At 65.1% G+C, this 14519-nt stretch carries 16 protein-coding genes and 1 riboswitch; of the genes, 8 read left to right on the top strand and 8 right to left on the bottom strand.

The window, feature by feature from the left end; genetic code table 11:
• On the top strand, nt 1-561 hold a 561-nt coding region (locus SE91_RS22480; RefSeq protein WP_156490041.1), incomplete at its 5' end, for a class I SAM-dependent RNA methyltransferase.
• 85 nt (nt 562-646) lie between these two features.
• On the opposite strand, the gene SE91_RS22485 is transcribed toward SE91_RS22480, so the two are convergent.
• Complete coding sequence (locus SE91_RS22485; protein ID WP_061849158.1) at nt 647-1249, bottom strand: hypothetical protein; 603 nt, start codon at nt 1247-1249, stop codon at nt 647-649.
• A 200-nt stretch (nt 1250-1449) separates the two neighbouring features.
• Here SE91_RS22485 and SE91_RS22490 point away from each other — a divergent pair, with 200 nt between their 5' ends.
• Nucleotides 1450-2508 (top strand): class I SAM-dependent methyltransferase, encoded by a 1059-nt coding sequence (locus tag SE91_RS22490; protein ID WP_061851248.1) that lies wholly within the window; start codon nt 1450-1452, stop codon nt 2506-2508.
• A gap of 178 nt (nt 2509-2686) precedes the next feature.
• Complete coding sequence (locus SE91_RS22495) at nt 2687-3460, top strand: enoyl-CoA hydratase/isomerase family protein (protein ID WP_061849159.1); 774 nt, start codon at nt 2687-2689, stop codon at nt 3458-3460.
• Nucleotides 3461-3492: 32 nt separating this feature from the next.
• Here SE91_RS22495 and SE91_RS22500 read toward each other — a convergent pair whose 3' ends face one another.
• Nucleotides 3493-4128 carry a hypothetical protein gene (locus SE91_RS22500; RefSeq protein WP_061849160.1) on the bottom strand — a complete coding sequence of 212 codons (636 nt, stop codon included), beginning with the start codon at nt 4126-4128 and terminating at the stop codon, nt 3493-3495.
• Between the two features lie 157 nt (nt 4129-4285).
• On the bottom strand, nt 4286-5143 hold the full coding sequence (locus SE91_RS22505; RefSeq protein ID WP_061849161.1) for a DUF1194 domain-containing protein: 858 nt from the start codon (nt 5141-5143) through the stop codon (nt 4286-4288).
• 287 nt (nt 5144-5430) lie between these two features.
• Nucleotides 5431-5508, top strand: a riboswitch (Fluoride riboswitch).
• A 96-nt stretch (nt 5509-5604) separates the two neighbouring features.
• On the opposite strand from SE91_RS22505, the gene SE91_RS22510 reads away from it, so the two are divergent.
• The 3 genes from SE91_RS22510 (at nt 5605) to clpS (ending at nt 7665) form a co-directional block, all read left to right on the top strand.
• On the top strand, nt 5605-6813 hold the full coding sequence (locus SE91_RS22510) for an MFS transporter (RefSeq protein WP_061849162.1): 1209 nt from the start codon (nt 5605-5607) through the stop codon (nt 6811-6813).
• Between the two features lie 28 nt (nt 6814-6841).
• On the top strand, nt 6842-7225 hold the full coding sequence (crcB, locus tag SE91_RS22515) for a fluoride efflux transporter CrcB (RefSeq protein WP_061849163.1): 384 nt from the start codon (nt 6842-6844) through the stop codon (nt 7223-7225).
• 134 nt (nt 7226-7359) lie between these two features.
• Nucleotides 7360-7665 carry an ATP-dependent Clp protease adapter ClpS gene (clpS, locus tag SE91_RS22520; protein ID WP_008551298.1) on the top strand — a complete coding sequence of 102 codons (306 nt, stop codon included), beginning with the start codon at nt 7360-7362 and terminating at the stop codon, nt 7663-7665.
• A gap of 3 nt (nt 7666-7668) precedes the next feature.
• On the opposite strand, the gene SE91_RS22525 is transcribed toward clpS, so the two are convergent.
• The 4 genes from SE91_RS22525 to fabI all read right to left on the bottom strand — a co-directional run bounded on the left by SE91_RS22525 (nt 7669) and on the right by fabI (nt 11689).
• Nucleotides 7669-8859: an adenylate/guanylate cyclase domain-containing protein gene (locus tag SE91_RS22525; RefSeq protein WP_061849164.1), complete on the bottom strand. Its 1191-nt coding sequence runs from the start codon at nt 8857-8859 to the stop codon at nt 7669-7671.
• Between the two features lie 119 nt (nt 8860-8978).
• A complete protein-coding gene (gene aroC, locus SE91_RS22530; protein WP_061849165.1) occupies nt 8979-10067 on the bottom strand; it encodes a chorismate synthase in 1089 nt (362 codons plus the stop codon).
• A gap of 182 nt (nt 10068-10249) precedes the next feature.
• Nucleotides 10250-10849: a histidine phosphatase family protein gene (locus SE91_RS22535; RefSeq protein WP_061849166.1), complete on the bottom strand. Its 600-nt coding sequence runs from the start codon at nt 10847-10849 to the stop codon at nt 10250-10252.
• Between the two features lie 12 nt (nt 10850-10861).
• Nucleotides 10862-11689, bottom strand: coding sequence for an enoyl-ACP reductase FabI (gene fabI, locus SE91_RS22540; protein ID WP_060735337.1), 828 nt, complete (start codon nt 11687-11689; stop codon nt 10862-10864).
• Nucleotides 11690-11859: 170 nt separating this feature from the next.
• Here fabI and SE91_RS22545 point away from each other — a divergent pair, with 170 nt between their 5' ends.
• Together SE91_RS22545 and SE91_RS22550 are read left to right on the top strand one after the other, a co-directional pair.
• Nucleotides 11860-12348: a sigma-70 family RNA polymerase sigma factor gene (locus SE91_RS22545; protein ID WP_061851249.1), complete on the top strand. Its 489-nt coding sequence runs from the start codon at nt 11860-11862 to the stop codon at nt 12346-12348.
• Nucleotides 12349-12451: 103 nt separating this feature from the next.
• Entirely contained in the window at nt 12452-13222 is a 771-nt protein-coding gene (locus SE91_RS22550; RefSeq protein WP_061849167.1) for an anti-sigma factor family protein, read from the top strand.
• 324 nt (nt 13223-13546) lie between these two features.
• Here the strand turns inward: SE91_RS22550 and SE91_RS22555 are convergent, their stop codons facing one another.
• Complete coding sequence (locus SE91_RS22555; RefSeq protein ID WP_061849168.1) at nt 13547-14512, bottom strand: DnaJ C-terminal domain-containing protein; 966 nt, start codon at nt 14510-14512, stop codon at nt 13547-13549.
• Nucleotides 14513-14519: the final 7 nt, after the last annotated feature.

Raw genomic sequence — 14519 nt, forward strand, 5'->3', positions numbered from 1 at the left:
CTGCAACGCCTGCCGCCGACGGTGAGGATGGGCCGCGCGGAGGTGACGCTGCCGCCGGGCTCGTTCCTGCAGGCCACGGTGGCGGGCGAAGAGACGCTTGCGGCGCTCGTTGCCGAGCGCGTCGGCAAGGCCAAGGAGGTTCTCGACCTCTTCTGCGGCGTCGGCCCGTTCGCGCTACGGCTTGCCGAGAAGGCGCGCGTCACCGCGTATGACAGCGACCCCGGCGCCATCGCCGCGCTCGCGAAAGCGGCGCGCACACCCGGCCTGAAGCCGATCAAGGCCGAACCACGCGACCTGTTCCGCCGCCCGCTGCTGCCGCAAGAGCTGCGCGATTTCGACGCCGTGGTGTTCGACCCGCCGCGCCAGGGCGCGCAGGCGCAGGCGCTGAAGCTTGCCACAAGCAAGGTGCCCGTCGTCGTCGCCGTGTCCTGCAACGTCGCGACCTTCGCGCGCGATGCGCGGCTCTTGATCGACGGCGGCTACAAGCTCGAAGCGGTGGTGCCGGTCGACCAGTTCCGGCACACGCCGCATGTGGAGCTGGTGGCGAAGTTTAGACGCTAAAGCGCGATGAATATCATCGCGCTTTGGTTTATTGTTGACGCATGATCTTTCCGGAAAACCGCTTCGCACTTTTCCGGATCATGCTTTAGCGCCGAAGCCCACTCAGCGCCGGAGACTCGCCCGGCAGCATGTTCGATCTGATGTCGCTGTCCATGCGGCCCGAGTCCTGCTGGCCGAATCCGGCCCCAAACGACAGACTGAGGTTGGAGGTGGGCTTGAACTCGACACCCGCAAATGCGCTGTATCCCGGTGCGGCGCCGGATGTCAGCGGCGCAATCGAGCTGCCGATGCCGTTGCCGAATTTCAGCGTCTCGACACCTGCGAAGAACGTGACGGGCAAGCCGCCCGCCGTCTTGGTGTTGTAGCCGAACTGCGTGCTGTCATAGGACAGCGCGCTGAAATTACCGGCAAAACCAGTCTGGCCGAGGCCGCTCCAATTGAGGTTGCCCCGTTGGCTGCCGACGAAGAAGCCGTTCGCAAAATTGGCGCGGCTCCCAGCATCGCCGGCATTGAAGCTCTGGAAATTGCCATAGGTATCGGCGCTCTGGCCATCGCTGCCGCCAAGGCCGAAGGGTCCGCCCGGAATCCAATATCTCAGGGGCGCGACTTGCGCATGAGCGGGAGCTGCGCAAACGCAGAGCGCGGCAAAGAGGATTGCGAGCGCGGGTGAAGTAGCAAAGCCTGGCATTCAGATAACCGTCAGGAACTTCCCAAATCATACCCGCCGGCTCCCAAGATTGCCAGCAACGCGATGCCGGTGGTTCCCCCACCGGATCACCTTTTCCTGACGCATTGAACCTGCTCCATGACGAACGGACCCATCTAAAGGACGCGCTTGCCCGCGTCCGTGTCCAAGACACTTGAAAATGCCATCACATGGAGGCTGTCATGGAGGTCAATACCGACAGGTTGAATGCCTTTATGGGCAAGATGATCACCGAGGTCGGGGCCGCGATGAACGCGTCGCTGGTCCTGCTGGGCGACAAACTCGGCCTGTACCGCGCCCTCGCCGCCAAAGGGCCAATGAACTCCGCCGAGCTCGCGAGCGCCACCGGCACGGCGGAACGTTATGTCCGCGAATGGCTCGCGAGCCAGGCGGCATCCGGCTACGTCGAATATGATGCAGCATCCGGAAAATTCTCGATGCTGCCGGAACAGGCAATGGCGCTGGCCGATCAGGACAGCCCGGTGTTCCTCGGCGCGGTCGGCAATGTCATCGCCGCTGCCTTTCTCGACGAGCCGAAGATCACGGACGCGTTCAGAACCGGCAAGGGTGTCGGTTGGAACCGGCGCAGCGAGTGCCTGTTCTGCGGCACCGCGCGCTTCTTCCGCACCGGCTACATGCATCATCTGGTGCAGGAGTGGCTGCCTGCGCTCGACGGTGTCGTGGACAAGCTCAAGCGCGGCGCCAAGGTGGCCGATGTCGGCTGCGGCCACGGCGTTTCGACACGGCTGATGGCAGAGGCCTTTCCGAACTCGCGCTTCTATGGCTTCGACTATCACGAGGGCTCGATCGAGGCCGCGCGAAAGGCCGCTACGGAGGCCAAGCTGGACGATCGGGTCTCCTTTGCCGTTCACTCGGCCAAGTCTTATCCGGCCGAGGGATACGACCTCGTCTGCTTCTTCGACTGCCTGCACGATATGGGCGATCCCGTCGGCGCCATCAGCCATGTCCGGAAGACCATGGCCGAGGACGGCACCTGCATGCTGGTCGAGCCGTTCGCAGGCGATCGCCTTGAAGACAATCTCAATCCGGTCAGCCGCGTTTATTATGCGGCCTCGACCATGATCTGCACACCGGCCTCGCTGGACCAGGAGGTCGGTCTCGCGCTCGGCGCACAAGCCGGCGAGGCAAGGCTGCGCAAGGTCGCGCACGAAGGCGGCCTCTCGCGCTTCCGTCGCGCCGCCGAAACCCCGTTCAACCTGATCCTGGAGGCGCGGATCTGACCGTATCACAGGGGGGTCGCGTGACTGCGGCATACGGCCATGCCGATGCCGCAGCCTGACGCCGCATGGAGCTCCTTGCCTCGCTCGGGCCGTCACGTAAGCTGGCGGGCTACGACGCTGTTGTTGGAAGATCGACCGGCAATTGAAGCGATCGATATCTTGAAGCCCGGAGAACCCGGTGACATCCGACAATCCCGTCACTTACGAATGCGCTGGCAACATCGCCCGCATCACGCTGCGCCGCCCGCCCGTCAACGCACTGAGCCTCGAAGTCATCCGCGCGGTCGTCGCCGCGCTCCGCCGCGCCGCCGATGATCCGGATGCGCGCGTGGTCGTGCTGGGAAGCGCGTTTGCCAAACGCTTTTCGGCGGGCCTCGATCTCGACATCCTGCTCGGCAAGCCCGGCGCCCAGATCCGCGAATTCCTCCAGGCGCTCTATATCGACCTCTACGACGCCCAGTACGGGCTCGGAAAACCATCGATCGCGGCGGTCGGTGGCGCGGCCCGCGGCGGCGGCATGACCATGGCAGTGTCCTGCGACGTCGTGCTGGCGGCCGAGAGCGCGACGTTCGGCTATCCCGAGATCGACGTCGGGGTCATCCCGGCGATCCACTATGCTCATCTTCCGCGCATCGTCGGACGTCACCGCGCCTTCGAGCTGCTGTTCACCGGCCGCGTCTTCAGCGCCACAGAGGCACGCGAGCTCGGCGTGGTGAACCGCGTCGTCAGCGATGCGGAGCTCGAGGCGGAGGTCGCAAAGCTCGCAGCGCAGTTCTCAGGGAAATCAGCGGCGGTGCTGCGCATGGGCCGCGCCGCCTTCATGCGCCAGATCGATCTGGACTACCGGCGCAGCATCGCCAGCGCCGTGGACGACTTCTGCAACGTCGCGACCTCGGACGAGGCGCAGGAGGGCTTGAGAGCGTTCGTGGAGAAGCGACCGCCGAAATGGTGAGGACGGCAGCCCGCGCCGGCAACGCCGTGCGCTCAGGCGGTCTTGTCGAGCGTGGAGGATGAATCAGCCGGCGGATATTTGGTCACCGGCACCATGAAGGATTTGCTGCCGACCTGATAGATGATCCTGCCGTTCTGCCCGTCGTCGGTGGCGATCTGCGCCTGTCCGAACATGATGACGTTCTTGTAGACGATGCCGGTGCCCTGGCGGGTAATGCCGTCGGTGGTGACGCTGACCTGGGCTTCCTTGCCGTTGACCGAGAGCACCTTGAAGCTCGCGCTCTTGCCGTTGTCGCTGGAATAGCCGCCCCAGCTCCCCATGAGACGGCTGTCAGACGGCGGCGGATCCTGCTTCTCCAAATTGGCGGTCTGCTTGCCGGCACCGCCAACGGAGTAGAGCAGCACCATGTTCTTGCCGTCCTTGGTGCCGACCGTGACCCCACCGAAGCTGATCAGCGAGCCGTTGACCTCGGCAAAACCACGTTCGGTCCGCCCGTTATGGGTGTACTCGACCTGCGCCCGGGCACCGCGGATGTTGATGACGTTGAAGCTGACGGGCTGGTTGTTGCCGACCCAATTGCCCTTCCATTCGCCGAGCAGCCTGCTCTGGCGAAACACCCGCTCGTTGGCGGGAGAAATCTGGCTGGTGGTCGCTGAGACGGTGGCCATTGGACTGCTCGAGGGACGGGCCTGACAAACCCGCTTTCGTTCGCGTCCGATCGGAAGCAAACTGAAACACCCGGATTAGGGCCACGTGCCGGTTAACGAGGGGTTAAGCTCGATCGCCCGACGAGATGAGGCGAAAAGTCCCAACGGAGCCAGGCTGTCAGCGGCCCCAGCGATCCGACCAGATCTTCTCGCCGATCATGCAATTGACGCGCGGCTCCCTGTCGGCAACCCGCATCACCGGGCGCTCCGGCGTCCGGCCGGCGACCTCCATCAGCAGCTTGGTGCGGATCGCTTCCTTGAACTTGTCACGCTCCTTGATCGTGATGACGAAGGAGCCGGGACCGCCGATGACGCAGTCCTCGTAGTAGAAATCGAGATTGTCGATATCCATCGTCGAATAGGACGGCTCCTTGACCATGATCGGCAGACCGTTGATGACGATGCCCTTCTCGAGCGCAGCGTCGCGCGCCACCGTGACCGGGCCGCCATTGTTGTTGGGGCCGTCGCCGGAAATGTCGATCACGCGGCGCAGGCCCCGATACGGATCTTCGTCGAACAGCGGCATCGCGAAATTGATCGCGCCGGAGATCGACGTGCGCGAGGCGCGACGGATCGGCGTCTTCATGATCTCGGCGGCGACCGCGTCCGCCGTCTCCGGGCCGTCCACCAGCCGCCAGGGGATGATGATCTTCTGGTCGCTGGAGGCGGCCCATTCGAAATAGGTCACCGCGATCCGGCCGTTCGGGCCGAGCTTCAGGGCCTGGAGGAATTCCTTCGACTGGATCGCCTGCGCGTAGCCTTCGCGCTGGATCGCGAGCTCGTCCATGTCCATGGAGTAGGAGACATCGACCGCCAGGACCAGCTCGACGTCGACCGCCTGCGCGTCCTTGTCGGCGGCGAGCCGCTGAGTCTTGGTCGGCTCAAATTTCGGCCCCGGTGCCGCAACGCCCGCCACATCTCCTCCGGCGAGTACGCCGGCCACCAGCACAGCCCCGATCGAGAACAGCAAGCGCATCGCAGCAGTCTCCCGTCGTATGACGCGATGGTGACATGCAAACGCCTTGCCGCAAAGCGCGAAGATCGTTTGCACTTCACATTCGAGTTAGGAATTTGCAAACTTCACGCAAACCCGCCGCCATGTTGCCGCGCTTGCGTCACCGGAACTCGCGCGATCACAGACGTCCTCGCGCAGCCGAGACTCTCGGCATTCCGGGTTCTCGCGACGCACACCCAGAATGACACGTGCAATGTGGAGACACGCCCCCACCCACTTGTCCGGCACAATTTCCATGCTAGGCTGGCCGCACAGATGGGGATGGAGTCCCCCGACAACCGCCCGGCGGTCCGTTGCCGTATTGGGCTGATGACTCCTGCTCGAGGTGGGGCTCTCATAGAGGCTCTGCCTTTGGCGGGAGCATGGACAAACCCGCCGACGGCGGGTTTTTTGTTGCCTGAAAGGCAGGGTCAGGAGAAGGCGTGACGACGACGACACCGAATGCTGCGCGGACCTCGCTGCCCAGGGGAATATGGGTGCTCGGCTTCGTCTCGATGCTGATGGACATCTCTTCCGAGATGATCCATGCGCTGCTGCCGATCTATCTCGTCACCATGCTCGGCGCCTCCACGCTCACCGTCGGTTTTATCGAAGGCATTGCCGAGGCGACCGCCTCGATCACCAAGATCTTCTCCGGCGCGCTGTCGGACTGGCTCGGCCGCCGCAAGCTGCTCGCCGCGCTCGGCTATGGGCTGGCCGCATTCACCAAACCGCTGTTTCCGCTTGCGCCAAGCGTCGGGTGGCTGGTGGCGGCGCGCTTCATCGACCGCGTCGGAAAGGGCATCCGCGGCGCACCGCGCGATGCGCTGATCGCCGACATCGCTCCGGTCGGCCTGCGTGGCGCAAGCTTCGGGCTGCGGCAATCGCTCGACACCATCGGCGCCTTCCTCGGGCCGCTCGTTGCGATCGGCCTGATGTGGTGGACGGCCGACAATTTCAACATCGTGTTCTGGGTGGCGGTGCTTCCGGCCTTTCTGGCCTTTGGTCTGATCGCCTTCGCCGTGAGCGAGCCGAACCCCGATCCGAGCCGGGAGCGTGCGAAGAATCCGCTCAATCTCGCCGCGATGCGCCAGCTAGGAGCGGTGTACTGGCGCGTCGTCGCGGTCGGAATCGTGTTCACGCTGGCGCGCTTCAGTGAGGCCTTCCTGATCCTGCGCGCACAGAACATCGGACTCAGTGCGATGTGGGTGCCGGCGGTGCTGGTGCTGATGAACGTCGCCTATGCGCTGTCGGCCTATCCGGCCGGCGTGCTGTCGGACCGGATCAACCGGACCGGCCTGCTCGCGCTTGGCCTGGTCTTCCTCGCCGCTGCCGACCTCGCGCTGGCCTTGCTGCCGAGCCTTGCGGGCCTCGCGCTCGGCGTTGTGCTGTGGGGGCTGCATATGGGACTGACGCAAGGCTTGCTGTCGGCGATGGTCGCCGATGCCGCCCCGCCAAGCCTGCGCGGCACCGCCTTCGGCTATTTCAACCTGTTCACGGGTCTTGCTCTGCTCGCTGCGAGCGTGATCGCCGGCGCGTTGTGGGACGTCTACGGTCCGGCAGGCACGTTCCTCGCGGGTCTCGGCTTCGCGCTGGTCTCACTGATTGGGCTATTCGCGATCGGCGGCGGGCTGGCGGTAAAGGACGAATGATGCAGGTCGCAAACCAGGAAACGGGACGTTGAACACCCAGTACATTTTGGCGGTCGCCGCCGGCGGAGCGCTCGGCGCGGTCGTGCGCTATCTCGTTGCCATCGGCTCGGGCCGCGCCTTCGGCACCGACTTTCCCTGGGGCACGCTGATCATCAACGTGACGGGATCGTTCCTGATCGGCGTCTTCACCGCGCTGTTCGCGACGAGATGGAACCTGCCGCAGGCTGCCCGGATATTTTTGACTGTCGGCATCTGCGGCGGATACACGACGTTCTCGACGTTCTCGCTGGATGCCTGGTATCTCATCGAACGCGGCCAGACCGTTGCCTCCGCCGTCTATATGATTGCATCGGTGGTGCTGTCCGTGGGCGCGCTGATCGCCGCCTTGCAGCTCGTCCGCGCGCTTCCGTAGGCAGCGCAGCCACGCATTCCTGCCCATCCGCAACGGCATGATCACGACCACATCGGCCATCTTGGAGCAGGCCGGGCGTCTGCAATATGATGAGACGGCTGGAGCTGATCAGGGCCGGGGCGTTTCAGGACACGATGAACGATACCGTCACCACGCCGAAAACCAGGACGAAGACCAAGGTCGAGCGGCCGCGGCTGCACAAGGTCATCCTGATCAACGACGACTACACGCCACGAGAGTTCGTCACGATGATCCTCAAGGCCGAGTTCCGTATGACCGAGGCTCAGGCCTACAAGGTGATGATCACCGCACACAAGCTGGGGACCTGCGTCGTCGCCGTGTTCACCAAGGACGTCGCCGAGACCAAGGCGACACGCGCCACCGACGCCGGCCGCGCCAAGGGCTATCCGCTGCTGTTCACGACGGAGCCGGAGGAATAGGGCTCAGCCGGCCTGCGCGTACGTCTCTTCCGCCAGCCCATACACGCGCTGCGCCTTGGAAAATCCTGCGATCGGAAATTCGCCGAGCTCGTGCCAATCGTGCCAGCAGACATTGGCGAAACCTTCCGAGGCGACGACGGTTCGCCCCAACCGCCCCGTGATCTTCTCCAGCCGCGCCGCGAGATTGACGGCGGGGCCGATGCAGGTGAAGTCCAGCCGGTTGCCGCCGCCGATATTGCCATACAGGATATTGCCGACGTGCAGCGCGACGCCGAAGCGGAAACGCTCGACGGCCTCGCCGACAGGGATGGCGAGCGCTTCCACGCTGGCGCGGGATTCGCGCGCCGCCTCCAGCACGCCTGCGCAGACATGGGCGGCATCGCCGACATATTCGTCGATGGGAAACACGGCGAGCAGACCATCGCCCATGAATTTCAAGACCTCGCCGCCATGGCCGCGGATCGCGGTGACCTGGCAATCGAAATAATGGTTGAGGATCGTGACCACCGCCTCGGCCGGCAGCCGGTCCGACAGCGCGGTGAAGCCGCGCAGATCCGAGAGCCAGATCGCCGCCTGCATGGTGTCGTTGTGGCCGCGGCGGATCTGGCCGCCCAGGATGCGCGCGCCCGCGCGATTACCGACATAGGTGTCGAGCAGCATCTCGGCGGTGCGGCGCAGGCTGATGATCTCGCTGACGCGCGCGAGCGGCGCGATGATGGCCCGGATTGCCGCTATGTCCTCATCGCTGAAGCCGCCGGGCTGCCGTGTCATCCAGCTGGTCGCATGGGTCGAGCCGTCGAGGAACGGCAGCGGCACTGCGATATAGTCGGTCGCCCCTTCGGCGCGCATGTCGTCGACGATCGGAAACCGCTTGCTGTTGGGATCATCGACCCGCCCTCTCACCTCCACGCTCTGCTCGAATACGATACGAAGCGGGCTTTGGGCGAATTCGGGCGTATCCAGGACATCGAAATCGACGCTGCCGATTTCGACATCCTCGCCCTGCCGCCAGATGAAGTTGCGGCCGAAGATTTCGGGATGCAGCGTGCGGATGAAGATGCCGAACCGCCACAGCGGCAGGCCGGCCGCGACCAGACGTTCGCAGAAATCGGCGATCATCTCGGCCGGCTCCTGAGCCGACCAGGCGCCGTCGATCAGCCAATTCAAAACGCGCTGGAGCTCGGAGCTGTTCATGCCCGCATTTGCGGACGAAGTTGCGGGGCCGTCAAGCTGCGCGGTGGGCTAGTACCGCGACATTATATCTGGCGCATGATCTTTTCGGAAAATCGCTTCACATCTTTCCGGATCATGCGTTACCGCCCCACCTGCCCGCGATCGCGCAGGAAGTGATCGGCCAGCACGCAGGCCATCATGGCCTCGCCGACGGGGACGGCGCGGATGCCGACGCAGGGGTCGTGGCGACCCTTGGTGAAGATCTCGGTGTCGGCGCCGCTGCGATCGACGGTGAGCCGCGGCTGCAGGATCGACGAGGTCGGCTTCACAGCAAAGCGCACCACCACCGGCTGTCCGGTAGAGATGCCGCCCAGCACGCCGCCGGCATGGTTGGACAGGAAGCGCGTGCCGTCATTGCCGGTGCGCATCTCGTCGGCGTTCTCCTCACCAGTCAGTTCTGCCGCGCCAAAACCGGCGCCGATCTCGACGCCCTTCACCGCGTTGATGGTCATCATCGCGCCCGCGAGATCGGAATCCAGCTTGGCGTAGATCGGCGCGCCCAGGCCCGCCGGCACGCCCTCGGCGACGACTTCGATCACCGCGCCGATCGAGGAGCCGCTCTTGCGGATGCCGTCGAGATAGGTTTCGAAAAACGCGGCCTTGTCCTTGTCGGGGCAGAAGAACGGGTTGTTCGCGATCTCGTCCCAGTCCCACTTCGCGCGGTCGATCTTGTGCGGACCGATCTGCACCAGCGCGCCGCGCACCTTGACGTCGGGCAGCACCTTGCGCGCGATCGCGCCGGCAGCGACGCGCATCGCCGTCTCGCGCGCGGAGGAACGCCCGCCGCCGCGATAGTCGCGCAGGCCGTACTTCGCTTCATAGGTGAAGTCGGCATGACCAGGACGAAACTTGTCCTTGATCTCCGAATAGTCCTTCGAGCGCTGGTCGGTGTTCTCGATCAAGAGCCCGATCGGCGTGCCCGTCGTCACCTGCACGCCGGTCTCCGGATGCGCCATCACGCCGGACAGGATCTTCACCTGATCCGGCTCCTGGCGCTGGGTGGTGAAGCGCGACTGCCCGGGCCGGCGGCGGTCGAGGTCCCGCTGGATGTCGGCCTCGGTGAGCGGAATCATCGGCGGACAGCCGTCGACCACGCAGCCGATCGCCACCCCATGGCTCTCGCCGAAGGTGGTGACGCGGAACATGTGGCCGAAAGTGTTGAAGGACATCGCTGCTCGCTGGTGAGGTTCCGGCGAGTGGTAACGCGCTCTCGATGGGGGGTCAAATGCCTGCGGAGTTCGTCATGGCCGGGCCTGTCCCGGCCATCCACGTTCTTGGGTGCCGCAACCAAGGAAGCCCGTGGATGCCCGGGACAAGCCCAGGCATGACGGCGGAGGAGGCGCCGCTGCCCCTAGCTATATTTCTCCAGGCCCCCATCCCGAAACACGTAGACGGCGCCCTGCTCGATATAGAGCTCAGCCGCGCTGGCGGGGGTCTCGATGCCCAGAGCCACCATCAGGGCCCGGCAGGTGCCGCCATGGGCCACCGCGACGGTGTCGACCAGGAGCGACTCGTACCAGTCGAGCATCCGCAGCTGCACGGCGGCATAGGTCTCGCCGCCGGCCGGCGCGACCGTCCATTTGTCGGCGAGGCGGCTTGCATAGACATGGGGATCAAAGGCCTCGCTTTCGGCCAGTGTCAGCCCTTCCCAGGTGCCATAGCCGATCTCCCGCAGGCGGTCGTCGAGCGAATAGTCGGCAGGCGGCAGTTCGAGCTTGCCGCGCACGAGTTCCATGGTCTGGCGCGCTCGCCCGAGCGGGCTTGCCACGTATGGCACCGCCGCCTTGTCCTTGCCCTCGCGCCTGAACAGATCGGCGAGAACATCAGCCGCGTGCACCGCCTGGCCGCGGCCCTTTGCGTTCAGGGGGACGTCCTGGGTGCCCTGGAGCCGTCCGAGCGCGTTCCACTCGGTCTCGCCATGGCGAAGGAAGTAGATCGTGAGCACGGACATTCGAGCTAAAGGCTAGTCCTTCCCGCCGAACGAGATATCAGGCGCGTCCGGGCGCTTCATGCCGAGCACGTGATAGCCGGAATCGACGTGGTGCACCTCGCCGGTCACGCCGCGCGACAGATCGGAGAGCAAATACAGCGCGCTGCCGCCGACGTCCTCGGTCGAGACGTTGCGCCGCATCGGCGCGTTGGCCTCGTTCCATTTCAGGATGTAACGGAAATCGCCGATACCGGACGCGGCGAGCGTCTTGATCGGACCTGCCGAGATCGCGTTGACGCGGATGTTCTTCTCGCCGAGATCGGCGGCGAGATAGCGCACGCTGGCCTCCAACGCGGCCTTCGCCACGCCCATCACGTTGTAATGCGGCATCCATTTCTCGGCGCCGTAATAGCTGAGCGTGATGAGCGAGCCGCCGTCCGTCATCAGCTTCTCCGCGCGCTGCGCCACCGCGGTGAACGAATAGCAGGAGATCAGCATCGACTTGGAGAAATTCTCCTGCGTGGTGTCGACGTAGCGGCCATCGAGCTGCTCGCCATAGGCGATCGCGTGCACCAGGAAGTCGATCTTGCCCCACTTCTCCTTCAGCACCGCGAAGGCGGCATCGATGGATGCAGCGTCCGTGACGTCGCAATGGCCGAGCACGAGCCCGCCGATCTCCGCGGCGAGCGGCTCGACGCGCTTCTTGAGCGCATCGCCCTGATAGGTGAAGGCGAGTTCGGCGCCAGCCGCGTGGCATGCCTTGGCGATGCCCCAGGCGATCGAGCGGTTGTTGGCAACGCCGAGGATCACGCCTCGCTTGCCGTGCATCAATCCTTGCATCAGACCTGAATTCTGCGCCATTTTTCGATGTCCCATCGCGCGGGTTGAGGTCTGGAGGTACACCAGCCCTCCTTCGCGGTACAGTCCTAATACGTGGCGTTAACGCTGTTTCGAGCGCCGGAATAGCCGTTCCATTCGGGTGTTATGATCGTTGAGGCGCTTGCCCCGAACACCCGGACGTCATGACCGCAATGAATGCGTTTCGCCAGAGTGTGGAAGCCATGATCCCGGCGTTGCGCCGCTACGCTCGCGCGCTCACGCGCGATGCGGATGCGGCCGACGATCTGGTGCAGGATACGTTGGTGCGCGCGCTGCGTTCGGAGCGCCTGTTCCTCGGAGGCGACGTCAGGAGCTGGCTCTATACGATCCTGACCAACCTCAACAAGAACAGGCGGCGATCGCTGGCGAGGCGGCCGCAATTCATGCCGCTGACGGACAACAATCCGGATGCCAGCGGGACCGAGGCCGAAGGCCGCGACATCGAGAAGGCGCTGGCCACGCTCGTCGAGGAGCAGCGGTCGGTGCTGCTGCTGGTGATGCTGGAGGGCATGAGCTATCGCGAAGTCGCCGACATCCAGGGCGTGCCGATCGGCACCGTGATGTCGCGACTGGCGCGCGCCCGCGCCCACGTCAGGGCGTCGCTGGAGGGCGAGCGCCCGGCGCTCAGGCGGGTGAAATGATGGCAGGGTCGATGCATCGGGTATCGTCCACCCGCATGCCGATGGGGCGGGCGACGTCGAGTTACGAAGGACATTTTAGGCGGCAAGGCCAGAGACGACCGATATGAACGACCGCAACATTCCGATCACCGAAGACGAACTGCACGCCTATGTCGACGGCGAGCTGCCGGCCGAACGTCGCGCTGATGTCGAGGCTTTTCTTGCCGCCAATCCCGACGAGGCCGAACGTGTGCAGTCCTGGCGCGCCATGGCCGAGATGCTGCACGCCCGTTACGATTCCGTCGTCCTGGAGCCGGTGCCGGTACGGCTGGAGCTCGAGCGGCTGGAGCGCCGCCCCCGGCAATGGTTTTATGGCGCGGCCACGGCCGTGCTGGTTGCCTTCGTCGCCGGCGGCACCGCCGGCTGGGTCGCGCATGGCGCCGCCAACGCGCCCTCGACCTTCCAGAGCTTGACCGCGGACGCGCTCGACGCCCACCGCCTCTATGTCGTCGAGGTCCGCCACCCCGTCGAGGTCGGCGGCAACGAGCGCGACCACCTCCAGGCCTGGCTGACCCGGCGCTGCGGCTGGACCGTGTTCGCGCCGAACCTGGAGGCGAGCGGGCTGAAGCTCGTCGGCGGCCGGCTTCTGCCCGGACCGAACGGGCCGGCATCGTTCCTGATGTATGAGGGCGCCTCGGGCGAGCGGTTCACGATCTACGCGACCAAGACCGAGAGCGGGGCGACGCAGATGCGCTATGCCAAAACGGACAAGGACGGCGCGCTGTTCTGGGCCGAGCGCGGGGTCGGCTACGTCGTCAGCGGCGGCGGCGACCGCGATCGGCTGACCAAGGTGGCGCAGGCGGTGTACGACCAGGCGGAGAAAAACGGCACCTGAGCAACCGCATGAATGCGGTGCCTCGATTCCGACATTGAAAATTTGGAATCAGGACATCGACGCGTCTCATTATCGCACCGGATGATCACGCGAAAATGAGCAGCGTTCGATCCGCCGATCGACGCGGGCGGCCTCGATTGGGGTTTTTGGTACCGCGCTGGTCCCCCTCTCGAGGCCGCACCTATTTATCGCCTGCCCCGCCGGACAGCCGACACGTCGAGCATATCAGCCGAGAAGCGCACCCGCGCCTCTGGCATATGATGAGCATCATCTGCCTGACGATGCTCTAGACCTCTTGGGAGAACCCCTTCAGTTGGATCACGCCTAACCAACCCCACTACGCGCATTGTAGGGGTGCTGGTCCCGCCACTTTTCCATCAATGCCTCAAGCTCGGCATCGTTCCCGTCCGGTAGCATAATCCTGATGACGACGAAGAGGTCCCCGGCTCCGCCGGCTTTCGGCAGCCCCTTGCCCTTCAGGCGGAAGGTCCGGCCGCTGGACGTGTTTTTCGGGACCGAGAGCTCCACGGCATTGCCGAGCGTGGGCACCCGGACCTTGGCCCCGAGCACCGCCTCGTAAAGCGTGACCGGCAGGTCGATCCGCAAGTCCGCGCCCTCGACCTTGAAGTGCGGATGGGGCGCGATGTTAATGGTGATCAGGAGATCGCCGGGCGGATGGCCCTGCGCGCTCTCGCCCTGCCCGCGCAGTCTGATCTGCTGGCCTTCGGTGACGCCGGCCGGGATCTTGACGTTCAGCTCCTTGCCCGTGGGCAGCCGGACGCGCTTCTCGCCGCCGTTGACCGCCTCTTCCAGCGACACCGACATGGCGACGTTGACGTCGAGATCGAGCCCGATCCCGCCGGTGTCGAAATCGAACTGGGCGCCGCCGCCGGCGCCCGGCCGCGCGCCGCGCATCCCGCCGCCGAACATGCTGTTGAGGATGTCCTCGAACGCGCCGCCGCCCGGGCCGCCACCGGTACCACCGCTGCGGAACGTATAGCTCTCGAAGCCGCCAGGACCCGCGCGCCCGCGCGGACCGCCGCCACCCGGAAAACCCTGGAAGCGCGGCTTGCCCTCGGCGTCGATCTCGCCACGGTCGAACTGCTTGCGCTTGTCCTCGTCGCCGAGGATCTCGTTGGCCGAGTTGATTTCGGCAAAGCGCTCGGCGGCCTTCGGGTCACCCTTGTTGCTGTCGGGATGGTGCTTCTTGGCAAGCTTGCGATAGGCGCTCTTGATGGCGGCAGCGTTGGCGCTCCGCGGCACCCCCAAGACCTCATAGGGGTCGCGCATCCGTCAC

The organism is Bradyrhizobium sp. DOA1 (genome assembly GCF_001593325.1).
Lineage (GTDB): Bacteria > Pseudomonadota > Alphaproteobacteria > Rhizobiales > Xanthobacteraceae > Bradyrhizobium.